Genomic DNA, 23,300 nt, shown 5'->3' on the forward strand with positions numbered 1-23,300 from the left:
TGCTGATGCCTTAATAAGGAAAAAACACTTCTGAATTTGCGTAGGGTGAGCAGCTGTGCCTCCCTACAACTGCACTTCCAAGTAATGCAGTTCTTTTTATAAAAACAATACCGATATCAGTATTACTGCACATGCGGCCAACGTAAAATTATTGAGACATTTTTTTACAATATATTGCATTAAAGCCGGAAATTCAGCTTAGTGTCAGCACAAAAAGTTGTCAAGCTGTCCAAGCTGCAATTGCTGCCGATTCCGCTACCGACCCTGCTGCCGCTTTGGCGCGGTGTTCACCTTAAGCCGGCACAGCGTCGGCGGCAAAACTTCTGGCCGCTTCCATATCGACCGCAACAATCCGCGATACGCCCTGCTCCTGCATCGTCACCCCGATCAACTGCTGCGCCATTTCCATCGCAATCTTGTTATGCGAAATGAACAGGAACTGGGTATGGGCCGACATCCGCTTCACCATATTGCAGAAACGTTCGGTATTGGCATCGTCGAGCGGCGCATCAACCTCGTCCAGCAAACAGAACGGCGCCGGATTCAGCTGGAACATCGAAAACACCAGGGCGGTCGCAGTGAGTGCTTTTTCGCCGCCCGACAGCAGGTGAATCGTGGCATTCTTCTTGCCCGGCGGTTGCGCCATGACTTGCACGCCGGAGTCGAGGATTTCGTCGCCGGTCATGATCAGTTTGGCCTGGCCGCCGCCGAACAGGATAGGGAACAGTTCGGCAAAATGCAGGTTGACCTTGTCGAAAGTGTCTTGCAACAGGTCGCGGGTTTCCTTGTCGATCTTGTGAATCGCATCCTGCAAGGTATTGATGGCCTCGGTCAGGTCGGCGTTTTGCGCATCCAGGAAATTCTTGCGTTCGGACGCTTGCGCCAGTTCATCCAGCGCCGCCAGATTGACTGCGCCCAGCGCGCCGATAGCGTTGGTCAGGCGCGTCACTTCGCCTTGCAGATAAGATGGCCGCATATCGGCGGTCAGCTTCTCGCTCAAGGCGGCCTCATCGGCCTGCGCTTCAAGCAGCTGCTGCACGTATTGTTCCTGGTTCAGGCGCGCCGCCTGCTCTTTCAGTTGCAACTCCATGATGCGGTCGCGCTGCGGTTGCAGGCTGCGTTCCGCTTGCAGGCGGGTTTCTTCGTGCTGGCGCAAATTCTGCGATACCTGGTCCAGTTCGTGACGGGTATCGGCCAGCGCACGCTCCTGCTCGCTGCGCTTGTCCAGCAAGTCCTGCAAACCGGCTTGCGCAGCCTGATCGTCCAGGCTCTCCAGTTCGAGATGGCCCTGCTGCATATTGGCGAACAGCTGTGCCGCCTGCTCCAGCGCGGTGGCGATGCTGCGCTTGAGTTCTTCTATCTTGTTGCGATGGGATTTCTCGGCAAATTCTGCTTCTTGCGCAGCGCGCTCCATCTCCCGCAGACGCTGGCGGGCATCGTTGAGCTGCTGTTCCTTGCCCAGGTAATCGGTTTGTCCGTCTTCGTGCTTCTCTTGCAGTTCGGCCAACTCCATGTCGAGTTGTTCGAACTTGGCTTCCGATTCCATCTTGACTTGCTGCTGCTCGCTTTCCTGCGCGGCGATTTCAGCCAGGTCGGAAGAAATTTGCGAACTGCGCTGATTGAAACGTTCCTGCAGCTCGGACAATTTCATGACGTCGATCTGCAAGCCATGCACCGCCTGCGTCAGGCCGGTGTGGCGCTGGCGCATCTCCTGCAGGCGCTGGGTTGCCTGCGACAGCGCCGCTTCGGCACGCACCGAACGCGAACGCGCTTCATCAGCCAGCATCTGCTGGGCGCGCAACTGCTTGGTGATGTTTTCGATTTCCTGCTGGCGCGCCAGCATGCCGTCCTGCTCCGAATCGGAAGCATAGAAACGTACGCCGCTCTTGCTGATCACATGGCCCTGGCGCGTGACAAAGCTGGCGCCCAGCGGCAGTTTGCTGCGCTCGGCAAATGCGGTCACGGTGTCATCGGCGGCATAGAAATTGTGCAGCCAATCCTGCATCAGCACGCGCAGACCAGGATCGTTCAGTTGCAATAAATTCAGGAACGGTTTGAGGCCGGCGGGCGTTTCACTGTTATCGACAGCTGCCGTGCCGCTAGGTGAAAACAGGGCCAGCTTGGCCGGCGGCGCATCGTTGAAGAAGGCCTTGGCCCAATCCAGGTTCGACATTTCCAAGGCCGACGTACGCTCGCGCAGCACTGATTCCAGCGCCGTTTCCCAGCCGCCGTCGATGTGCAGTTTCTGCCACAAGCGCGGCAATCCTGCCAGCTCGTGTTTTTGCAGCCAGGGCTGCACCTTGCCCTCGGTCTGTACGCTTTCCTGCAATTGCTTGAGCGCCGTCAGGCGGGCTTCCAGCTGGGTGTTGCTGGCGCTTTCGGTATTGACTTGCTGCTGCGCGTTACGCCGTTCTTCTTCCAGGCGCGGCTGTTGTTCCTGCGCCTCTTCCAATTGCATGCCGATCTCTTCCAGGCTGGCCTGCTTCTCTTCCAGTTGCATGCGCAAATTGGTGAGATGGGCGTTGTCCGGCAGGTTCAAGCCGTTCTTTTCCTGCGCCAGCCGTTCGCGCCGGCTGCTCAAGCCGTTCAGGATGTTCGAGGCATTGCGCTGGTGAGTCGATTCCAGTTCGATCTGCTGCTGGATCTGCATGATCTTGCCGCGCGACTCGGTGCTCTTCAACTGCGCTTCGCGCCAGCTCTGCTCGAGCGCCGGCAATTGGTCGTTGTGCTGTTGCGAGGCTACTTGCGATTGCTCGACCCGCGCCGCCAGTTCTTCCAGATGCATCTCGGCCTCGACCAGATCGTCCTGGAACTGAGTGCCCTGGCGTTGCCATTGATCGCGCTGCGCGGTCAATGAATTGAGTTGCGATTGCAGCCGGTTGCGCGATTCGATGACAAATTTGATTTGCGCTTCCAGGCTGCCGATTTCGGAATTGGTCTGGTACAGATGCCCTTGCGCCTGATGCATGCGGTCGCCGGCGGCATAATGCGCCTGGCGCATATGCTCCAACTCGGTCTCGACATGGCGCAGCTTGGCGGTTTGCTCTTCCAGATCGGTTTGCGCTTTTTCAATCTCGCGGAAATACTTTTCCTGTTCAGTCTTGGCTTCGTTCTTGCGCAACAGCCACAGCAGCTTCTGCTTTTCTTCCTGGTCGCCTTGCAATTCATGGAATTTTTGGGCGACCGCCGCCTGCGACTGCAGTTTTGCCAGGTTGGCGTTAAGTTCTCGCAAGATATCTTCAACCCGCACCAGGTTTTCGCGGGTGTCGTTCAGGCGATTCTCGGTTTCGCGGCGGCGCTCCTTGTACTTGGAAACGCCGGCGGCCTCTTCCAGGAAAACCCGCAGCTCCTCGGGACGCGCCTCGATGATGCGCGAAATCATGCCCTGGCCGATGATCGCGTAAGCGCGTGGACCAAGGCCGGTGCCCATGAAAATATCCTGGATGTCGCGCCGCCGTACTGCCTGGTTATTGATGTAATAAGTCGAGGTGCCGTCGCGCGTCAAAGTGCGCTTGACGGCGATTTCAGCATACTGGCTCCACTGCCCGGCAGCTTTGCCGAGACCGTTGTCGAACACCAGCTCGACCGATGAACGGCCGGCCGGCTTGCGATTGGAGGAGCCGTTGAAAATGACGTCCTGCATCGATTCTCCGCGCAGCTCGGAGGCCTTGGATTCACCCAAAACCCAGCGCACGGCGTCGATGATGTTGGATTTGCCGCAACCATTAGGCCCGACCACGCCGACCAGCTGGCCCGGGACCTGGAAATTGGTGGGATCAACGAAAGACTTGAATCCTGATAATTTAATGGAGGTTAAACGCACGTTATCGACAGTTCTTATCAAAGTCGGCGAAAAAGCGGCCGTCACACTTAACACTATAAAAACGAGGAAAAACCTCGCAGGAGGTCGACATCATAACATTCCGCCCTGCCATATATACGATCTGATGACCGTTACGAGCGGGAAATATGATTGTTACTTTCACGACCAAGCAGATGCCGATTAACATGGCACATATCTGTACCCGTACCAGAAAGATTGCCTTCCGGTTTGGGGCCAAAGCGTCAAGAAAGTTCAAGAAGACAGTGGAAAGCTGCAAAAATCACATCGAATCGGCATTTTTCACTCTCATTCGCCCTCACTCGCTCTCAAAACCGAGCATTGCCAGCGATCAAAGCCACGCTTCTGTATATAATGCAAACAGCGCAATCCGGGCTTTTACAGCCGCTTTTTCTTATTTCATCTTGTTATTCATTCGTCATCTATTATTAACCACGTGAATCCATTACTAGACCGGCTGCAGCCGTATCCGTTTGAAAAACTGCGCGCGTTATTCGCCGACGTCACACCCAACCCGGCATACAAGCCGATCAGCCTGGGAATCGGCGAGCCTAAGCATCCGACCCCGAAGTTTATCCAGCAAGCGCTGAGCGACAATCTGAGCGGCCTGGCCAGCTACCCCAGCACCATAGGCGCAGAAGCTCTGCGGGCAGCGATTGCCGGCTGGCTGGAGCGCCGCTACGGTTTGCCGCCGCTCGATCCGGCGACCCAGATCCTGCCGGTCAACGGCTCGCGCGAAGCGTTGTTTGCGCTGGCGCAGACGGTGGTCGATCCGGGCCAGGCGGATGCGCTGGTGATGTGTCCCAATCCGTTTTACCAAATTTATGAAGGCGCCGCCTATCTGGCCGGCGCCCAGCCATACTTCGTCAATTCCGACCCTGCCCGCAACTTCGCCCCGGATTACCGCAGCGTGCCGGACGATGTCTGGCCGCGCGTCAAGCTGCTATATCTGTGCTCGCCCGGCAATCCGACCGGCGCCGTATTGTCGCTGGAAGACTGGAAAGAATTGTTTGCACTGTCGGATCGCCACGGTTTCGTGATTGCGGCCGACGAATGCTATTCCGAGATTTACTTCAAGCCGGAAGCGCCTTTGGGCGGACTGCAAGCTGCACATATTCTGGGCCGTAGCGCGGGTTGTGGTGGTTACCCGCGCCTGATCGCCTTCTCCAGCTTGTCGAAGCGCTCCAATGTGCCGGGCATGCGCTCCGGTTTTGTGGCCGGCGATGCCGCCATCCTGAAGAAATTCCTGCTGTATCGTACCTATCACGGCGGCGCCATGAGCCCGCCTGTGCAAGCGGCTTCGGTCGCCGCCTGGAACGACGAAACCCACGTCGTCGAAAACCGCGCCAAATACATGGCTAAATTTCAACAGGTCACACCGGTGCTGCAAACCGTGCTGGATGTCGCGCTACCGGATGCCGGTTTTTATCTCTGGGCCAAGGTAGACAAACTGGCAAACATCTCCGATACCGACTTCGCCAAGCGGCTGTATGCCGAATATAATGTAACGGTACTGCCCGGCAGCTATCTGGCGCGCGACGCCCATGGCAGCAACCCGGGCCGGCAGCGCATACGGATGGCGCTGGTGGCAGAGGTGGGAGAGTGCCTCGAAGCAGCGCAACGAATTGCCGCTTTCTGCCGCGCATTGTAACTATTTGCGGGACAGAGTTTAAGAGTCGCCGAAGCGCGACGAATTACTCTGTCCCCAACTGACTAGATAAAACGGTTGGTTCCAAAGGAAAATATTCCGGGAAATTTTTAAGCCAACGCAGCATGGCGAGTTACTCCGCCCCATTGATTATTTTTAAACTTCAAACAAAGAAAATCATGACTCAATCTCTGCAAGCATTTATCGACCAGGCCTGGGAACAGCGCGCCGAATTCTCACCTAAGACCGCACCGGCCGATGTCCGCGAAGCGGTGGCCAAGGTCATCGCCGAACTCAACCAGGGCACCTTGCGCGTCGCCGAAAAAACCGACGGCAACTGGGTAGTCAATCAGTGGATCAAGAAGGCCGTGCTGCTGTCGTTCCGCCTGGAAGACAACCTGCCTATGCCGGCCGGCGACAACATGCAGTTCTACGACAAAGTTCCGACCAAGTTCGCCAACTACACCGCGGAAGATTTCGCCAAGGGCGGTTTCCGCGTGGTGCCGCCGGCAGTTGCCCGTCACGGCAGCTTCATCGGCAAGAACGTGGTCTTGATGCCGTCCTACGTCAACATCGGCGCCTATGTCGATGAAGGCAGCATGGTCGACACCTGGGCTACCGTCGGTTCCTGCGCGCAGATCGGCAAGAACGTTCACTTGTCCGGCGGCGTCGGCATCGGCGGCGTACTGGAACCGATGCAAGCCAACCCGACCATCATCGAAGACAATTGCTTCATCGGCGCCCGTTCGGAAATCGTCGAAGGCGTGATCGTTGAAGAAAACTCGGTGATTTCGATGGGCGTCTACATCGGCCAGTCGACCAAGATTTACGACCGCGCTACCGGCGAAGTAACTTACGGCCGCATCCCTTCGGGTTCGGTGGTGGTTTCCGGCAGCCTTCCTTCAGCCGATGGCAAATACAGCTTGTATTGCGCGGTCATCGTCAAGCGTGTCGATGCCAAGACCCGCGCCAAGACCGGCATCAACGAACTGCTGCGCGAAGCCTGATTGTTGCCTTGCCTTGCTTTGTGCCCGACACGCAGGGCCGGCAAGTTGTTTGCCCGTCCTGCGCCTGATCAGATAAAACAGTCAGACTGCAAAGAAAAATAATATTTAAGGAGTTTTTGATGGCAATGGATCGCTTGTTTCATCTGATGCAGGAAAAAAGTGCGTCGGACATGTTCCTGGCGCCTGGCTCGCCGATTCATCTGAAGATCAAGGGCCAGATGGTCCCGGTCAATCAGCAGAACATGGATGAACATACTATCCAGATGCTGTTGAATGAAGTGCTGTCTGCCGAGCGCTTGCAGGAACTGGAACGCAACAATGAATTGAATCTCGGTTTGCCGGTAGCCGGCGTCGGCAGCTTCCGGCTGTCGGCGTTCCGCCAGCGCGGCTGCATTTCCGCCGTGATCCGTTATATTCCCTACCAGATTCCGGCATTTGAAGAACTGCGCCTGCCGCCGGCGCTGGTCGAACTGATCGGCCGCAAGCGCGGTTTGCTGTTAGTGGTGGGCGCCACCGGCTCCGGCAAATCGACGACGATCGCCTCGATGCTGGACTATCGCAACAAAACCCAGGCAGGCCATATCCTGACCCTGGAAGATCCTATCGAATTCCTGTTCCATAATCACCGTTCCATCGTCAACCAGCGCGAAATCGGCAGCGACACCACCGATCTCGGCGGCGCCTTGAAGAACGCGTTGCGGCAAGCGCCGGATTGCATCCTGATCGGCGAAATCCGCGACAAGGAAACCATGTCGGCCGCGCTCGCCTACGCCCAGTCCGGCCATCTGGTGGTATCGACGCTGCACGCCAACAATACCTACCGCGCACTGAACCGCATCATCAGTTTTTATCCCATGGAAAATCGGCCGGCACTGCTGGAAGACCTGGCCTCGACCCTGGCGGCGATTGTTTCGCAGCGACTGGTCACCACGGTCGCTGGCGAACGCACCCCGGCGGTCGAAATCATGCTCAACACCCGCCACGTCTCTGAACTGATTGAAGAAGACAATATCAGCCAGATCAAGGAAGCGATGGAGAAGAGCCTGGCGCCCGGCTCGCAAACCTTCGAGCAGGCGCTGATGCAATTGATCGACGATGGCGTCATCACCCAGGACGAAGCGCTGGCGCATGCCGATTCCCCAAGCAATCTGTACTGGCTGATCAACAACCACACGCCGGGTTCCAAGAAGAATTCGACACCGGTGGCGCCGGAACCGGAACGCGTCGAAGGCGCGACCTTCACCGAATTCACATTGGATTTATAAGTCTTTACATATAAGCCACATCCACACAAGACCGCATTCAATCTATGGCAATTACTCTTTACGGCATCCCCAATTGCGACACAGTCAAGAAAGCCCGCAGCTGGCTTGAAGACCAGGAGATCGCATACACCTTCCACAATTTCAAGAAAGACGGCGTCACGGCGCAACTGATCACGACCTGGCTGGCGGATGTGCCCTGGGATACGCTGGTGAACCGCAAGGGCACTACCTGGCGCGGCTTGTCGGAACAACGCCGCAACGGCGTCACCGACGGCATCAGCGCTACGCCATTGATGATGGAGCTGCCATCCATCATCAAGCGCCCGGTGCTATTCACCGGCAAGAATACGTATGTCGGCTTTTCGGACGCACTGTACCAAGAGATATTCAGCCAATAAGTTTGGCTAATAAGCTGGCGAATAAGCTGGCGAATAAGCCGGCCAGCAATTCAACAAACCAATTTAACGAATAAGCAGCAAAGTTCATGACAAACCCAACCGAGAGCAAGACCCTGGCGCTGGCCGAAGAGTTGATTGCACTATCCTCCGTCACGCCGCAAGACAAAGGCTGCCAGGCGCTCCTGATCGAATTGCTGGCGCCGCTCGGCTTTGCCTGCGAAACCATCCAGTCCGGCGACGTCACCAATTTATGGGCGCGCAAGGGAACAACGCGGCCGCTGCTGGTGTTCGCCGGCCACACCGATGTGGTGCCGACCGGTCCGCGCGAACAATGGCAATCCGATCCATTCCTGCCCAGCCACCGCGACGGCAAGCTCTACGGCCGTGGCGCGGCAGACATGAAAACCTCGATTGCCGCGATGGTGGTGGCAGTAGAAGAATTCACACAAGCCCGTCCGGACCATTCCGGCTCTATCGGTTTCCTGATTACCAGCGATGAAGAAGGCCCGGCTACCGACGGCACCGTGGTGGTCTGCGAAAAACTGAAGACGCGCGGCGAGCAACTCGATTACTGCATCGTCGGCGAACCGACTTCCAGCTCGACCCTGGGCGACATGATCAAGAACGGCCGCCGCGGCACCATGTCCGGCAAGCTCACGGTCAAAGGCATACAGGGCCACATCGCTTATCCTCAGCTGGCAAAAAACCCTATCCACCTGGCGGCTCCGGCGCTGGCTGAACTGGCTGCCGAAAAGTGGGATGAGGCGAATGAATACTACTTGCCGACCTCCTGGCAGATGTCGAATATCCACGGCGGCACCGGCGCCTCCAACGTGATCCCGGGCGAAGTGGTGATCGATTTCAACTTCCGCTTTTCAACCGCCAGCACCGTCGAAGGTTTGCAGCAACGGGTGCACGCCATCCTGGACCGGCACGGCCTGGAATATACGCTAGACTGGACCGTAGGCGGCCGGCCATTCCTGACGCCGCGCGGCACGCTGAGCGAAGCCATTTCTTCTGCAATCAAGGCGGAAACCGGCATCAACACCGAATTATCGACTACCGGCGGCACCTCGGACGGGCGTTTCATCGCGCAGATCTGTCCGCAAGTGATCGAATTCGGGCCACCCAACGCCAGCATCCACAAGATCGACGAGCACGTGGAAGTCCAGTTTATCGATCCGCTGAAAAACATTTATCGCCGCACCCTGGAAAATTTGCTGCCGTCTTCTGCCGCTTAATGGTATGCAAACGGTGTGCAAACCGGTGCACAGCCACAGATGGCCGCACATGGTTGCGGCCTTATTTGCTCCAATTTGAACAAATAACAACAAAATCAAGGTCTTAGCGCGCTTCTTGGCGCGCCAAGACCCATTCGGCCTGGCATTTCCGATAAAATCCGCCTGACACTTTTGCGGCCTCAGCGGCCAAGTGCCGCACACCCGCTCTACCTTTATAATTTGCGCCATGACACCACAATCCTTTACCACCATCCGCGACTTGCTGCGCTATGCCGTAACCCGCTTCAATACCGCCGGCCTGTTCTTCGGCCACGGCAGCAGCAACGCGCTGGATGAGGCGGCCTACCTGATCTTGCATACGCTGCGGCTGCCGCTGGACAAGATCGAGCCGTTTTTTGACGCGCGCCTGCTGCCGCATGAAATCGACGCCGTATTGCAGGTGATTGAAAAACGCAGCACCGATCGTATCCCTGCCGCTTACATTACCAATGAAGCCTGGCTGGGCGAGTACCGTTTTTACGTCGACCAGCGCGTGATCGTGCCGCGCTCGTTCATCGCCGAACTGATTCCCGATCATTTCTCGCCATGGCTGCAAGACCCAGCGGCTGTCAGCAATATCCTGGAACTGTGCACCGGCTCCGGCTGCCTGCCTATCATGCTGGCCGATGCTTTCCCGCAGGCCCATGTCGATACCGCGGATATTTCGGCCGATGCGCTGGCCGTGGCGCGTCGCAACGTCGATGACTACGAATTGCAGGATCGCATCACGCTGATCGAGTCCGACCTGTACAGCAAGGTCCCGGCAAAAAAATACGACCTGATCGTCACCAACCCGCCGTATGTCAATTCCGGTTCGATGGACAAGTTGCCGCCGGAATATCTGCGTGAGCCGCACATCGCCCTGGCCGGCGGCAGCGACGGCATGGATCTGGTGCGCAAGATTGTTGCCGGCGCCAAGCAGCGCCTGACCGCCAACGGCGTACTCGTAGTCGAAATCGGCAACGAGCGCGCCTTCGCCGAAGCCGCATTCCCGGACCTGGAAATGACCTGGGTATCGACCAGCGCCGGCGACGACATGGTATTCCTGCTGACCGCAGACCAATTGCCTTGATTCGCAAGCTGCCAGCCATGGGCTCCATGCCCAGGCAACAGTAAAACAGTAAATAAGCAGCAAGCAAGACCATCACAACCTGCATGTTGCTTTAATCACATGCATGGCCATTCATTCAGCAAGATAGTTAGCAGATAGTAGACATGATACGTTTTCAACAAGTTTCCCTGATGCGCGGCGTCAAGCCTTTGCTCGACAATGTCGACGTCACCCTCAACCCGGGCGACAAGATCGGCCTGATCGGCGCCAACGGCGCCGGCAAGTCCAGCCTGTTCGGACTGCTGCGTGGGGAACTGCATGCCGACCTCGGCGAGATCGATTTCCCGACGAAATGGCGCATGGCCTACGTTGCCCAGGAAACCCCGGCGCTGGACCGTCCTGCAATTGAATACGCTATCGATGGCGACGTCACCCTGCGCCGCCTGGAAGAAGAACTGGCGTTCCTCGAAAGCGAACCGGAAACCACCTCTAACGGCATTTTGATCGGCGAACTGTATAGCGCCCTGGCCGACGCCGATGCCTACACGGTGCGTTCGCGCGCCGAACAATTGCTGACCGGCCTCGGCTTCTCGCTGGCGCAAATGGATCAGCCGGTAGCCAGCTTCTCCGGCGGCTGGCGCATGCGCCTGAACCTGGCGCAAGCGCTGATGTGTCCGTCCGACCTGCTGCTGCTGGATGAACCGACCAATCACTTGGACCTGGACGCCATCATCTGGCTGGAAGACTGGCTCAAGCGCTATCCAGGCACCCTGATCATCATTTCCCATGACCGCGACTTCCTTGACGGCGTGGTGAATGTCATCGTGCATATCGATGAGCGCAAGCTGAAGCGTTACTCTGGTAACTATTCCTCGTTCGAGCGGCAGCGTTCTGCGCAGCTGGAACTGGCTGCGGGTACTCTGGAAAAGCAGATGCGCCAGCGCGCGCATCTGGAATCGTTCATCAACCGCTTCAAGGCCCAGGCCAGCAAAGCGCGTCAGGCCCAAAGCCGGATGAAAGCCCTGGCCAAGATGGAAGAGCTGGCGCCGCTGCGCGCAGCGGCGGAATTCTCTTTTGAATTCCGGGTGCCGCTAAGCGCGCCCAATCCCTTGCTGGTGATGGAAGATGTGAGCGCCGGCTACCGCACCGAAAGCGAAACCAGCCATGACGTCAGCGAAAAGGTGATCATCTCCGGCATCAATTTCTCTTTGCAGATCGGCCAGCGTATCGGCCTGCTGGGCGTCAACGGCGCCGGTAAATCGACCTTCATCAAAACCATCGCCGAAGAACTCAAGCCATTGCACGGCGACGCCCAGTTCGGCAAGGGCCTGTCGATCGGCTACTTTGCCCAGCATCAAGTGGAAATGCTGCGCCATGACGAATCGCCGCTGTGGCATATGGGCAAGATCGCGCCAACCGTGCGCGAGCAAGAGTTGCGCAATTTCCTCGGCAGCTTCAATTTCAACGGCCCCATGGTGACCAGCTCGATCGCACCGTTTTCCGGCGGCGAAAAGGCGCGCCTGGCGCTGGCCCTGATTGTCTGGCAGCGCCCCAACCTGCTGCTGCTGGATGAACCGACCAACCATCTGGACCTGGAAACCCGCGAAGCGCTGACCATGGCGCTGGCGCAGTTCGAAGGCACGCTGGTGCTGGTGTCGCATGATCGCCATCTGTTGCGCGCCACTACCGATCAGTTCATCATCGTCGCCGACGGCAAGGTAGCGCCGTTCGACGGCGACCTGGACGATTACAAGGACTGGCTGTTCAAAACCAAGCTGGCGGCTAAAAACAGCGCGGCCGATGCGGCGCTGCCAAAAGCCGGCAGCAAGGCAAAAATCGCTAGCGCGGTCGCTCCGGCGGCTGCCGTGGTCGACACTGCCGACCGCCGCGAACAAAAACGCGCGGAAGCCGAAGCGCGGCAAAAGCTGGCGGCGCAGAAGAAACCGATCGAATCGCGTATCAAGCGCCTGGATGAACAGATCGCCAAACGCAGCGCGCAGAAGCATACTGTCGATACGCGCCTGGCCGATCCTGAAATCTACGATAAAGACAAGAAAAAGGAATTGGCGACGCTGCTGAGCGATCAGGCGTTTTACGCCAAGGAACTGACGCAACTGGAGGCGGAATGGCTGGAGCAGCAGGAAGCGCTGGAGTTACTGGGCAACTAAGCGCAATGCCGGACGGCGGCCAACGCCGTCGTCACACCCTGAGCATCATCGGTTGCGGCAAAGTCGGCCAGACTCTGGGCCGGCTTTGGCACGAGCGCCGGACTTTCGTCTTGCTCGACATCCTGAACCGTTCCGCCGCCAGCGCACAACAGGCCTGCGCTTTTATCGGCGCCGGCAACGTGGCGGCGTCCTATGCGGATCTGCGCAGCGCCGACGTCTACCTGATCGGCGCCGGCGACGACCAGATCGCCGCTTGTTGCAAGGCCCTTGCCGCTAGCGGCAAACTACAGCCGGGCAGCATCGTGTTTCATTGCAGCGGCGCGCTGTCGTCGCTTGAACTGGCTGCCGCCACCGCACAGGGCGCGGCCGTCGCCAGCGTCCACCCCATCCGCAGCTTTGCCGATCCACACCAGGTAGCCGCTCATTTCGACGGCACCTGGTGCGGCAGCGAGGGCGACGCCGCCGCCCTGGCGGTTCTCGGCCCCGCATTCAGCGCCATCGGCGCGCAATCGCTTGCGATCCGGCGCGAGCAAAAGACCCTGTACCACGCTGCCGCGGTATTCGCCTCCAACTATCAGGTGACGCTGATCGATGTCGCGCAACAGGCTTACGTTGCGGCCGGCATCGCGCCTGAACTTGCCCTGAAGCTGATCGAACCGCTGCTCTCTGAAAGCGCGGCCAACGCTTTTCGTCTCGGTCCGGCAGCCGCCCTCACCGGCCCGATCGCGCGCGGCGACCTGGCTACCGTCGCCAGGCAATATCAGGCGCTCCAGCAATGGCAGCCGCAGACCGCGGCGCTGTATCAGCAGTTTGCGGCATTGACTGCCGATCTGGCTCTACGCAAGAAAAACAGCAAGCCGTAAATTGCCTAGACCGGCAATAGCTGATATTTTCCTGAAATGCAAAGACAATAAATGCATATAAAGCCGCAAAACCATCATTTCACATTTGCAGGGAAAAACGCTTAACATAGTCGCTACAAATCGCTATCAAGCCTGCCCACCAACCAAAGGAAAAAAAATGGCCACCACACTGTCAAAACTGAGCAAGATTGCAGCCGCGATACTGATCACCGGCGTCACGCTCAACGCGTTCGCAGCGGACCTGCTGGATACCGTCAAAGCCCGTGGCACCTTGAAAGTGGCGATGGAAGGCAACTATCCTCCATTCAATTTCAAAGATCCGAAAAGCGGCCAGCTGGAGGGCTTTGAGGTTGACGTCGCTAAACTGCTGGCAGCCAAGCTTGGCGTGAAGCCGGAATTCACGACTACCGAATGGAGCGGCATCCTGGCCGGCCTCGGCGCCGGCAAATACGATGTCATCCTGAACCAGGTCGGGATTACCGAAGCGCGTCAAAAAGCCTTCGACTTTTCTCAGCCCTACACCCTGTCCACTGCGCAATTGATCATCCGGAAAGACGAGAAGCGCAGCTTCCCGACCCTGGAATCGCTGAAGGGCTACAAACTCGGCCTGGGCCAAGGCACCAATTTCGAACAAAAGGCCAAGGCAGTCCCGGGGATTGATGTCAAAACCTACCCCGGCTCGCCTGAATACCTGGCCGACCTGGCCAGCGGCCGTATCGATGCAGCCTTGAATGACCGGCTGCTGGTGGGCTATCTGCTGAAAAGCTCGAATCTGCCATTGAAAGCCGGCGCCACTTTCGGCGATATTGATAAAATCGGCATTCCTTTCCAAAAAGGCAATCCGAAATTCGAAGCGGCCCTGAACAAAGCGCTGGACGACATCCTGAAAGACGGCAGCTTCAAGCAAGTCTCGTTCAAGTGGTTCGGCTTCGATGTCAGCAAGGCGCCATCGGCGCAGTAACGGCGCAGTAGCCTGATTCGCGTTACACTTCAGTCAGACCAGACATCCCCGCCCCCCGCGGGGATGTTTTTTTGAGCAAGAAAATCTAGGTTTAACAAAGACAATATGGAATTGCTAGATTTGCTGCAGCAGGCGGGGCCGACCTTGTTTCGCGGCGTGGGCTATACACTGGTGTTTGCAGTGGCATCAATGCTGGGCGGATTGCTGCTCGGCTTTCCTTTGGCGATCGCCCGCATTTTACCGTCGCGCATGGCGCGCTGGCCGGCCAGCACCTATGTCAGCCTGATGCGCGGTACCCCGCTACTGGTGCAGATCTTCGTGATTTATTACGGCCTGCCCAGCATAGGCATCAGCTTTTCGCCGTTGACCGCGGGCGTCCTGGCCCTGAGCCTGAATGCCGGCGCCTATCTGTCGGAAAGCCTGCGCGGCGCCATTCTCGGCGTGCATACAGGGCAATGGTCCGCCAGTTACAGCATCGGCCTGAATTACTGGCAGACGCTGCGCTACATCGTGATTCCTCAGGCGATCCGGATTGCGGTGCCGTCCATGAGCAATACTCTGATCAGCCTGATCAAGGATACCTCGCTGGTGTCGGTCATCACCGTGACGGAGCTGATGTTGGCTACCAAGGAAATCATTGCGGTGACCTTCCGTCCGCTGCCGCTGTACCTGGCAGCAGCGGCGATTTACTGGTGCCTGAGCTTGTGCTTTGAACGCTTGCAAAGCCGCCTGGAAAGCAAGCTGGGGCAAGCCCACAAATCAAATTAAAAGCGCAGATTAAAAACGCGCCAGCAAATCGATCTGGCTGACCAAAGGCGTGGCATTGCCAGGATTGGCCCGTCGATAGCTGCCGTCGCTATCCATATCCCAGGCAGATGCGTTATCTTGCAGATGCACCAGCAAACTCTCTTCGATCACGCGCCGCTTGAGCTTGCCGTCCAGGATAGGGAACGCCGTTTCGATGCGGCGGAATAAATTGCGATCCATCCAGTCTGCGCTGGACAGCATCACATGCTCTTCGCCATCGGCAAAAAAATAAAATACCCGGTGATGCTCAAGAAAGCGTCCGATAATGGAACGCACCTTGATGTTTTCCGACAAGCCCGGCACCCCCGGCTGCAAGGCGCACACGCCGCGTATCAGCAGCTGGATCTTGACGCCCGCCTGGGACGCCAGATACAAGGCGTCAATCACTGTAGGCTCCAGCAAAGCGTTCATCTTGGCGATGATATAGCCCTGCTTGCCGGCCTTGGCAGCGTCGACCTCTTTCTGAATTGCGTTCAGCAGGTTCGCGTGCAAGGTAAACGGCGATTGCCACAGGCGCCTGAGCGGCACTTGCTTGCCAAAGCCGGTCAGCTGCTGGAACACGTTATGCACGTCTTCGCACATTTTGTCGTCGCTGGTCAGCAAGCCGAAGTCGGTATAAAGGCGCGCGGTTTTCGGATGATAGTTGCCGGTGCCCAGATGCACATAACGCTTCAATTTGGTATGTTTGGCATGGCGCTTGCGGCGCACGATCAGCAGCATCTTGGCGTGTGTCTTGTAGCCGAACACGCCATACACCACATGGGCGCCAACCGCCTCCAGCTTGGCCGCCCAGCCGATATTGGTTTCTTCGTCAAAGCGCGCCATCAGTTCCAGCACCACCGTGACTTCCTTGCCGTTTTTGGCCGCCTGCATCAGCGCGCTCATCAGCGGCGAATCGTTGCCGGTACGGTAAATGGTTTGCTTGATGGCCAGCACGTCGGGATCGATCGCCGCCTGCTGCAGCAGCTCCAGCACCGGCTGGAAACTTTCATAGGGATGATGCAGCAACACATCGTTCTGATCGATAACATCGAATACCGAAGCGCCGGTAACGAAGGCTTTTGGCAGCACCGGCGTATGCGGCGTGAATTTCAAATCGGGCCGGTCGACCAGATCCGGCAATGGCATCAGGCGCACCAGGTTGACTGCACCATTGACGCGATAACAATCGGCAGGCGCGAGGCCATTCTGGTTCAGCAGACGCTGCACCAGCGATGCCGGCGTACCGTCCGCCACTTCCAGGCGCACCGCATTGCCCAGCTGGCGGGTCGGCAGCTCGCCCTGTAACGCCAAGCGCAGATCGGTGACTTCGTCTTCATCGACAAACAGGTCGCTGTTGCGCGTCACCCGGAATTGATAACAGCCGCCGATCGACAAACCCGGGAACAGTTCGCCGACAAAGCGCTGCATGAAACTGCTCAACAGCACAAAGCCATACGCGTGAGCCGACAAATGCTCCGGCATCCGGACCAGACGCGGCAAGACCCGCGGCGCTTGCACGATGGCCAGTTCGGTCTCGCGGCCGAACGCATCCTTGCCGCTTAATTTGACCGCGAAGTTCAAGCTCTTGTTAAGCACCCGCGGGAAAGGATGGGCTGGGTCGAGGCCGATAGGCGTCAGTACCGGCAGCAGTTCCGTCTTGAAAAATTCATGCGCCCAGGCGGTTTGCTCGTCGTTCCACTCGGATTCCTGATAGAAGGCGATGCCCTCCGCATTCAAGGCCGGCAGCAACACGTCGTTGAACAAGGCGTACTGACGCGCCACCAGCTTCTGCGCACGCTCGCTGATGGTGCTGTAAGCATGCTGCAAAGACATCCCGTCCGGCGTCACGCCATCGACAGCCACCCTGATCTGCTCTTGCAAGCCGGACATCCGGATCTCGGAAAACTCATCCAGATTGCTGCTGGTGATACAGACAAAACGCAGTCGTTCCAGCAAGGGCACCGCAGGATCTTCGGCCTGGGCCAGGACACGCTCGTTAAAGGCAAGCACACCGAGTTCGCGATTGAGCAATGGAAAAGTCATGATCCGGTCGGTAGAGTGATAGAGGGAATGGAGCGTTGCGATTTGAATATCTTGATGCTTACCAATATGACATGTTTGATTGTAGGCAAGCAATGTGACGCGAGGATGACAAACAATATACAGACGCCGCCACTCCCGGTTTGTTGGCGCCTGCGCGCGACGGCGGCACAGGACTGGCTATGCTGCGCCACCGAAGAACGCCCCGACCACTCCCGTGACTCCCATCGCAAGCAAGCCCAATATCAGAACGCGCGCTGCTCCGCGCAAGACGGGCGCACCGCCGGTACGTGCAGCGAACACGCCTAAGGCACCGAGGAAAATGAGGGAGACGACTGCAATCGTCGGAATCAGGCCGGCTGCCGGCGCAAGAACGGCCGCCAGCATCGGAACGACGCCGCCCACCATGAAGCTGAGAGACGACGATATGGCTGCCTGCAATGGTCGCGCCGTCAACGCTTCAGTGATACCGATGTCGTCCCGCGCATGCGCCCCGATGGCGTCATGCTCCATGAGCTGCTGCGCGACTTGCGAGGCCAGTTCGAGATCCAGGCCGCGCTGGATATAGATGTCGCGCAGCTCTATATGTTCTGCGTCATAGTCTTGCAACAATGCGCGTCGTTCGATGTCGAGATCGGCCCGTTCCGTATCTGCCTGCGAACTAACCGAGACAAATTCGCCGGCTCCCATCGACAGCGCACCGGCGGCAAGTCCTGCAAATCCGGTGATAAGGATGCCTTCCGGATTCATGTGCGCGGCTGCAACTCCGAGCAATAGGCTCGAAATCGACAACACGCCGTCATTTGCGCCAAGTACGCTCGCGCGTAGCCATCCGGATCGGTGGGTGCGATGAATATGTGCAGTCATGGCTTATCGAAATGGTGATATCCGGCACTTGCCAAAATCATGGCGGCAGCGGCAGCATCCAGTGCTGGCTTGGCGCCGATTGCAGGTACATCGTATCATGCAGCCAGGCAATACAGGCACGGCAACCTATCCGGGAATGAACATGCGCACGGCGGCAGCCCCCATCACTGCCGTTGCAATCCAGCCGAGAGCGGTAATCAGCCGGCTTGCCGTGAACTCCCCCATCACGGATTTCATTGAAGCCAATATGATAATCACCACCATCAAGGGCACGGCAACGACGCCGTTGATGACTGCACTCCAGAACAAAGCCTTCATCGGGCTAATCGGCGAATACTGGATGACAAGTCCGGCAAGCACGCTGACGGCGATGACGCCATAGAACCCGCGTGCATCGCTTGCTTTTCGTTCCAGGCCGGATTTCCAGCCCATTGCCTCCGACAGGGCATAACCCGCAGAGCCGGCCAGCACCGGCACGCCGATCAGGCCGACACCCAGAATGCCGAGGGCAAAAATGGTATACGCAAAATCGCCGGCCAGCGGCCGCAATGCGCTGGCTGCCTGCGCCGCGCTATCGATATCCCTGACGCCGGCTACGTTAAGCGTGACTGCAGTCGCCAGGATAATGAAATAGGCGGTGATGTCGGAATAGAACATGCCGCTCCAGGTATCCCACTGGATGCGCCGCAGTTCGCCGACGGCAGCATGGCCGTCAAGCACCAGCGGCACGGCGCCGGGTCGCGCCTGCATATCCTCGACTTCTTCGGACGCCTGCCAGAAGAACAGATAGGGGCTGATAGTGGTGCCGAAGACCCCGACAATCACCGCGGCCGCGGTGCCATTGAACTGGAATCTTGGCCAGACCGTGCGCGCCGCCACCTCTGCCCAGGGAACATGGACTGTGAACAAGACTGCGGCGTAGGCAAGCAGAGAGAAGGTCAGCCACTTCAAGAAGAAGACATAGCGATGATATGGAATGAACACCTGCAGCAGCAGCGTTCCGAATACAAAAAATGCGGTCATCAGATGACGGTTGAAGCCGATCACCAGTTCGGCCACTTCGCCCATGGCAGCCACGTCCGCAGCGATATTGAGAATATTCGCTACCAGCAGCAGCAACACGACGACCAGCAGTACAGCGGGCGGAAACGTGGTCTTGATATTGGCGGCCAGGCCTTTTCCGGTGACGCGGCCGATACGCCCGCACATGGATTGAATCGCCGCCATCAATGGATAAGCCAGCGGCATGGTCCACAGCATGTTGAGACCGAACTGGGCGCCGGCCTGGGAGTAGGTAGCGATGCCGCTAGGATCGTCGTCGGCGACGCCGGTGATCAGCCCCGGTCCGATCCGCGCCAAGGGATGTTCCTTCAAACGCTCCCACAAGACGCGGAAACCGTATCCGCGAATCGGAACCTTGAAGTTATCGTTATCGTTTGTCAATTTCACGCACAGACCTTATTGGCGGCACGGACAGCAGCCGGAAAAAAAACGGGGTTTCATTGCGCATGCGGGTCATCTGATCACCGTCTCGAATTACGCATCGAATGGTATCGGGCAGCGCCCTGATCGATTTGACCTGCATCAAAATTACCTTAACTTGCAGGTACTCCGGCATGACGCCAGCCGCGACGATCAATCTGCTATCGAAGGCGAAATGATCGTTCCATGGCGTAGAACGTCGCGAATTCCTTGAACAAATTTGATGTGCATCAATACTGGCAGCCTGGAAAACGTCACACTGAAATCTGGATTGACGCTCGCCAATCAGCCTGCTGTCCCGTAATTTCCGTTTCCATTTTCATTTCCTGCAAGGACAAACCATGTTTCCGCTCTTGGAATCGATGTCGACAATGATGAAGGCTGGCTACGAAGCGCAACTCGCAGCGATGGCTCAGATCACCCGAACCGCAGTTGATGGCATGGAAAAGGCGATTAACCTGAACCTGAGTGCGGCTAAAACAACCCTGGAGGCATCGCTAAATTCGTCGCAACAAATGATGTCGGCGGCAACCCCGCAAGAATGGCTGTTGCTGAGATCGGCCCAGGTGCGGCCAGCCGTCGATGGCGCCCTCCATTATGGCCATCATATGGCCGATATCGTCTCTTGTACACAGGCTGAAATCGCCGGCGTCGCCGCCGCGCATGCTGCCAACGCCAGCCGCAAAATCACAGCGGCTTAAGGCGCAAAGTCCGGCAAGCAATCAAGGGGATTTGAATGACACGCCCGTCCAGCGGACGGATGCTGGGACATCTGAGCGATGGCGCCCAGGCTGAATATGTGTTGATTCCGCAAGCCGACGCGCCCGGCCGCGCCGGATTATTTTAAATTGCGGCATGCTGCCATTGCGTCTGGCCAGCCGACCTGGCCAGGTATCAGGACTTCTTGGTCCATGCGCTGCACCAGCCGTTGGCGGCGACTTGTTTGCCAGCGAACAGGGGACATCCGCCAGCGGCATCGCCCGGCTTGCCCAGGTACAGCGAGCAATTGCTGCAAAGCTGGCCAGCAGCATACTTGGGAAATTTCACCTTATCCGCTTTGCTGGCGTCGGCTTTGTAGCCTAGAGCTGCCGCCTGGGCGTCGCTCTCGGCGACCATGGCGCCTTGGGCCAGGCTATGGCCCGATGCCAGTGCAGCGCTTCCCAAACCAAGTTGAACAATAAATTCGCGACGGCTGACCATGATATTTCTCCAAAATTGTTAGAATCGGGACGCAGCCAACCATGGCCGTTCGCCAGAACACGCTATTGAGCGGGTGCCATCGCCTCCAGATAGGCCGCGACATTTTTCATGTTCTCTGGCGTGAGTTCGTGCGCAATACCTTTCATCATGACGCCCTCCGGTCTTTCATCCGTTCTTTGAAAAACCATCAGTTGCTTGACGATATAGTCGGCATGCTGGCCTGCCAAACGTGGAAACTGCTGAATGCCTTCGCCATGTGCGCCGTGGCAGCCGGAGCAGGCAGGCGTGTTGTTCGCGACAATGCCTTGTTCGAAAATCTTCTGGCCTTCCTTGAGCAAAGTCTGATTTCCAGATTTACCCGGGGGTGGCGATTGCGAAGAGAAATAGGCAGCCAGTCCGTCGATCTGGTCATCGGACAAGCGGGCACTGATGCCCCACATGTACTCGAACCCGGCTGGATCGGAACGGCCATGGCTTTTGAATGATTTGAGCTGTTCCACGAGATACGGTTGCGACTGCGCCGCCAGATTCGGGAAATTGGGCGACACGGAGACGCCCTGAACGCCATGGCAATTGGAGCAAACCTGCAGTGCGAGCGTCTTCGCCGCGACATTGGGATCGCCCAGTGAACGGGATCTTTCCGGTAAATTGCAAGCGGCAAGCCCTGCCGCGACGATTAAACTCAAAGAAAAATAAAGTCCCTTCCGTTTCACATGTTCGAATCGCGCTGCCGTAGTTACGCGGTGTGCGGGCTTACCGTCATCGTAGCTATTCATTTAGTACGCTCCCCACACATAGAGAAACAAGGTGTTGTTGTCTTTGGCATTGCGCCCTGAACCGTCGTAGTTGCTGGAGGCTCCGTGGAACTGGGTGTAGGCGTAGTATTGAACGCCAATTCGAAGGTATTGCACCGGCGTCCAGAATATTTCAGGAACCCAGCCGCGTGTGCCGGGATTGGCTGCGACATCCGGATACAAGGTCGGATCCGAGCTTCCTGTGGTGCTGAAATAGCTCAGGCTGGTACCGTATTTCGCCCGATAGACGTAGCTGGCTTTCAGCCTCAACTGATTAAGCGTATTGGAGGCATTGCTGGCAACGCCGGTCACGTCGCCATTGGTGATGGTTTCCCTGATATAGCTCACCTGCGCCGTCACGGTATGCGGATCCAGCAGATATTGATATTGCGCGTCTATCCCGCGGTCACGATAGCGTGTCGTCGGACCGACAGGATTCGTGTTGTCGGGATAGATTTGCGCATTCATGGCAAGTGCTCCAATCATCGCGCTATGCGGCCCCCAGTCGTGGCTGAGCGCTAGCCGTATGTAGGGATTGGTGCCCTTCAGGTTCGTCTGGTCCTGCGCTTTCGTGCCCTGGCTTAAGAACGACCATACGCCGTTGCTGGTCTGATATGCAGCCACCTCTGCGTACAGCGTCTTGTTCCAGAAAGCATAGGCTGTCAGCCCGGCGACCTGAGTGCCCAGTTGGCTAATGATGGGGCTGGCGTCAGGCGCGGTGACCCCGAATTGAGTCGGGACATATTGGATCCATGCAGGAGCTGTATTCCAGGGATCGGTGAGGGAAGGATTGTTGTTCAGGCTGAATCCGAAGATGAAGTCTTGGGTCGGGCCGATAAATCGATCGGCGTAGCGCAGGTCGAAATTATCGGAAGCCCACTTCCCTTGCCATTTGCCGGTGTTCTGATTTTGACTGTCGTAGTTATTGTAGGTCCACTGCCCGAACACACCGACATTGTCAGTAACTTTGCCTGCCAGGAAGACGCTGCCGGTTTGAAACAGGGCGACCGCATCCTTGGCGAACGCCACGTCGCTATCCGGATTCGCACTCTTGGTGAAACTGGCCACCCCCATCACCGATAGCGGAATGGTGCGCGTACCGATCGTATAACCGGTGAGCTTGAATAATCTCCCATAAGCAGTCAGCTCAGGAAATTGGCCGCCGGCGTGACAGGCAACGCAATTTTGCCCGGTTTGCCTTGCGAAAACCGGTAATGCATCCGCCACCAGCGGGCTCAGCAAACCTTGTAGTAAAAGAATAATGGCTAACAGCCGGGAATACCTCATTCCCCGATATAGGTATTTGAACGAATCCATTCCAAGCTGCCCCTTTCATAGTTTTTAAAACTACTGTTGCAAAGCCCGAACCACATTCGAATCAGTTGACAATAAGTATTTTTTTGGCTTTTGTCAATTAATCCGCATCTCTCCAACGGCGTGCCATCAGCGTAACCGTGCCGGCCAGCCAGGTTCTTGATGTGCATCAAATTTTCCCGCAACATCGGGGTTCTCGTCATGCCTCGGGCAAAAAACGGAAACACCTGCGATAACCCGGGCACGACTGTTTGCTTCGCTGTCCGGTATAGTTGATTTGTATCAAATTTTTTTTGTGCATCATTGTTACTCTTGGAATATGCCGCAGCGTC

19 protein-coding genes are annotated in these 23,300 nt (G+C 57.3%); 12 read left to right on the forward strand and 7 right to left on the reverse strand.

The features are described 5' to 3' along the window. Positions 1-292: 292 nt before the first annotated feature. Positions 293-3,823, reverse strand: coding sequence for a chromosome segregation protein SMC (smc, locus tag BLV81_RS04240; protein ID WP_092352744.1), 3,531 nt, complete (start codon positions 3,821-3,823; stop codon positions 293-295). A gap of 146 nt (positions 3,824-3,969) precedes the next feature. Here smc and BLV81_RS23490 point away from each other — a divergent pair, with 146 nt between their 5' ends. From BLV81_RS23490 to BLV81_RS04295, 11 genes are all read left to right on the forward strand, one after another. Beyond that, positions 3,970-4,281 (forward strand): hypothetical protein, encoded by a 312-nt coding sequence (locus BLV81_RS23490; protein ID WP_143036272.1) that lies wholly within the window; start codon positions 3,970-3,972, stop codon positions 4,279-4,281. Then, positions 4,278-5,492 carry a succinyldiaminopimelate transaminase gene (dapC, locus tag BLV81_RS04250; protein ID WP_092352748.1) on the forward strand — a complete coding sequence of 405 codons (1,215 nt, stop codon included), beginning with the start codon at positions 4,278-4,280 and terminating at the stop codon, positions 5,490-5,492. The genes BLV81_RS23490 and dapC overlap by 4 nt, the downstream gene beginning before the upstream one ends. Positions 5,493-5,668: 176 nt before the next feature. Beyond that, entirely contained in the window at positions 5,669-6,496 is an 828-nt protein-coding gene (gene dapD / locus BLV81_RS04255; RefSeq protein WP_092352911.1) for a 2,3,4,5-tetrahydropyridine-2,6-dicarboxylate N-succinyltransferase, read from the forward strand. 119 nt (positions 6,497-6,615) lie between these two features. Then, positions 6,616-7,761: a PilT/PilU family type 4a pilus ATPase gene (locus BLV81_RS04260; protein ID WP_092352750.1), complete on the forward strand. Its 1,146-nt coding sequence runs from the start codon at positions 6,616-6,618 to the stop codon at positions 7,759-7,761. A 44-nt stretch (positions 7,762-7,805) separates the two neighbouring features. Next, positions 7,806-8,159: an ArsC family reductase gene (locus BLV81_RS04265; protein WP_092352752.1), complete on the forward strand. Its 354-nt coding sequence runs from the start codon at positions 7,806-7,808 to the stop codon at positions 8,157-8,159. 86 nt (positions 8,160-8,245) lie between these two features. Then, a complete protein-coding gene (gene dapE, locus BLV81_RS04270) occupies positions 8,246-9,400 on the forward strand; it encodes a succinyl-diaminopimelate desuccinylase (protein ID WP_092352754.1) in 1,155 nt (384 codons plus the stop codon). 226 nt (positions 9,401-9,626) lie between these two features. Continuing rightward, a complete protein-coding gene (prmB, locus tag BLV81_RS04275; protein ID WP_092352756.1) occupies positions 9,627-10,511 on the forward strand; it encodes a 50S ribosomal protein L3 N(5)-glutamine methyltransferase in 885 nt (294 codons plus the stop codon). A 143-nt stretch (positions 10,512-10,654) separates the two neighbouring features. Then, on the forward strand, positions 10,655-12,658 hold the full coding sequence (locus BLV81_RS04280; RefSeq protein ID WP_092352758.1) for an ATP-binding cassette domain-containing protein: 2,004 nt from the start codon (positions 10,655-10,657) through the stop codon (positions 12,656-12,658). 5 nt (positions 12,659-12,663) lie between these two features. After that, positions 12,664-13,521: a Rossmann-like and DUF2520 domain-containing protein gene (locus tag BLV81_RS04285; protein WP_255364941.1), complete on the forward strand. Its 858-nt coding sequence runs from the start codon at positions 12,664-12,666 to the stop codon at positions 13,519-13,521. A 157-nt stretch (positions 13,522-13,678) separates the two neighbouring features. Beyond that, positions 13,679-14,482: a transporter substrate-binding domain-containing protein gene (locus BLV81_RS04290; RefSeq protein WP_092352762.1), complete on the forward strand. Its 804-nt coding sequence runs from the start codon at positions 13,679-13,681 to the stop codon at positions 14,480-14,482. Between the two features lie 105 nt (positions 14,483-14,587). Continuing rightward, positions 14,588-15,250 carry an amino acid ABC transporter permease gene (locus tag BLV81_RS04295; protein WP_092352764.1) on the forward strand — a complete coding sequence of 221 codons (663 nt, stop codon included), beginning with the start codon at positions 14,588-14,590 and terminating at the stop codon, positions 15,248-15,250. 9 nt (positions 15,251-15,259) lie between these two features. Here the strand turns inward: BLV81_RS04295 and ppk1 are convergent, their stop codons facing one another. The 3 genes from ppk1 to BLV81_RS04310 form a co-directional block, all read right to left on the reverse strand. Further along, positions 15,260-17,314, reverse strand: a complete 2,055-nt coding sequence (ppk1, locus tag BLV81_RS04300; protein WP_092352765.1) for a polyphosphate kinase 1 — start codon at positions 17,312-17,314, stop codon at positions 15,260-15,262. Positions 17,315-17,491: 177 nt separating this feature from the next. Next, entirely contained in the window at positions 17,492-18,178 is a 687-nt protein-coding gene (locus tag BLV81_RS04305) for a VIT1/CCC1 transporter family protein (protein ID WP_092352767.1), read from the reverse strand. Between the two features lie 126 nt (positions 18,179-18,304). Beyond that, complete coding sequence (locus BLV81_RS04310; RefSeq protein WP_092352913.1) at positions 18,305-19,588, reverse strand: NRAMP family divalent metal transporter; 1,284 nt, start codon at positions 19,586-19,588, stop codon at positions 18,305-18,307. Between the two features lie 413 nt (positions 19,589-20,001). On the opposite strand from BLV81_RS04310, the gene BLV81_RS04315 reads away from it, so the two are divergent. Further along, entirely contained in the window at positions 20,002-20,361 is a 360-nt protein-coding gene (locus BLV81_RS04315) for a phasin family protein (RefSeq protein ID WP_092352769.1), read from the forward strand. A gap of 193 nt (positions 20,362-20,554) precedes the next feature. Here BLV81_RS04315 and BLV81_RS04320 read toward each other — a convergent pair whose 3' ends face one another. The 3 genes from BLV81_RS04320 to BLV81_RS04330 all read right to left on the reverse strand — a co-directional run bounded on the left by BLV81_RS04320 (position 20,555) and on the right by BLV81_RS04330 (position 22,881). Beyond that, on the reverse strand, positions 20,555-20,860 hold the full coding sequence (locus BLV81_RS04320) for a high-potential iron-sulfur protein (RefSeq protein WP_092352771.1): 306 nt from the start codon (positions 20,858-20,860) through the stop codon (positions 20,555-20,557). A gap of 62 nt (positions 20,861-20,922) precedes the next feature. Continuing rightward, entirely contained in the window at positions 20,923-21,636 is a 714-nt protein-coding gene (locus tag BLV81_RS04325) for a c-type cytochrome (protein ID WP_092352773.1), read from the reverse strand. Beyond that, the gene (locus BLV81_RS04330; protein WP_255364944.1) at positions 21,637-22,881 is read right to left on the reverse strand and encodes a cytochrome c family protein; all 1,245 of its coding nucleotides are present in this window, start codon (positions 22,879-22,881) and stop codon (positions 21,637-21,639) included. It abuts the gene before it with no gap. Positions 22,882-23,300: the final 419 nt, after the last annotated feature.

It is taken from the genome of Collimonas sp. OK242 (assembly GCF_900107095.1).
Taxonomy (GTDB): Bacteria; Pseudomonadota; Gammaproteobacteria; order Burkholderiales; family Burkholderiaceae_D; genus Collimonas.

Excerpts from the sequence above, each read along its gene's own strand:
- ppk1 (WP_092352765.1), bottom strand. The coding sequence starts at position 17,314 with ATGACTTTTCCATTGCTCAATCGCGAACTCGGTGTGCTTGCCTTTAAC.
- BLV81_RS04315 (WP_092352769.1), top strand. The coding sequence starts at position 20,002 with ATGTTTCCGCTCTTGGAATCGATGTCGACAATGATGAAGGCTGGCTAC.
- dapE (WP_092352754.1), top strand. The coding sequence starts at position 8,246 with ATGACAAACCCAACCGAGAGCAAGACCCTGGCGCTGGCCGAAGAGTTG.
- BLV81_RS04295 (WP_092352764.1), top strand. The coding sequence starts at position 14,588 with ATGGAATTGCTAGATTTGCTGCAGCAGGCGGGGCCGACCTTGTTTCGC.
- BLV81_RS04320 (WP_092352771.1), bottom strand. The coding sequence starts at position 20,860 with ATGGTCAGCCGTCGCGAATTTATTGTTCAACTTGGTTTGGGAAGCGCT.
- BLV81_RS04265 (WP_092352752.1), top strand. The coding sequence starts at position 7,806 with ATGGCAATTACTCTTTACGGCATCCCCAATTGCGACACAGTCAAGAAA.
- BLV81_RS23490 (WP_143036272.1), top strand. The coding sequence starts at position 3,970 with ATGATTGTTACTTTCACGACCAAGCAGATGCCGATTAACATGGCACAT.
- BLV81_RS04285 (WP_255364941.1), top strand. The coding sequence starts at position 12,664 with ATGCCGGACGGCGGCCAACGCCGTCGTCACACCCTGAGCATCATCGGT.
- BLV81_RS04290 (WP_092352762.1), top strand. The coding sequence starts at position 13,679 with ATGGCCACCACACTGTCAAAACTGAGCAAGATTGCAGCCGCGATACTG.
- dapD (WP_092352911.1), top strand. The coding sequence starts at position 5,669 with ATGACTCAATCTCTGCAAGCATTTATCGACCAGGCCTGGGAACAGCGC.
- BLV81_RS04260 (WP_092352750.1), top strand. The coding sequence starts at position 6,616 with ATGGCAATGGATCGCTTGTTTCATCTGATGCAGGAAAAAAGTGCGTCG.
- BLV81_RS04325 (WP_092352773.1), bottom strand. The coding sequence starts at position 21,636 with ATGAATAGCTACGATGACGGTAAGCCCGCACACCGCGTAACTACGGCA.
- prmB (WP_092352756.1), top strand. The coding sequence starts at position 9,627 with ATGACACCACAATCCTTTACCACCATCCGCGACTTGCTGCGCTATGCC.
- BLV81_RS04305 (WP_092352767.1), bottom strand. The coding sequence starts at position 18,178 with ATGACTGCACATATTCATCGCACCCACCGATCCGGATGGCTACGCGCG.
- BLV81_RS04280 (WP_092352758.1), top strand. The coding sequence starts at position 10,655 with ATGATACGTTTTCAACAAGTTTCCCTGATGCGCGGCGTCAAGCCTTTG.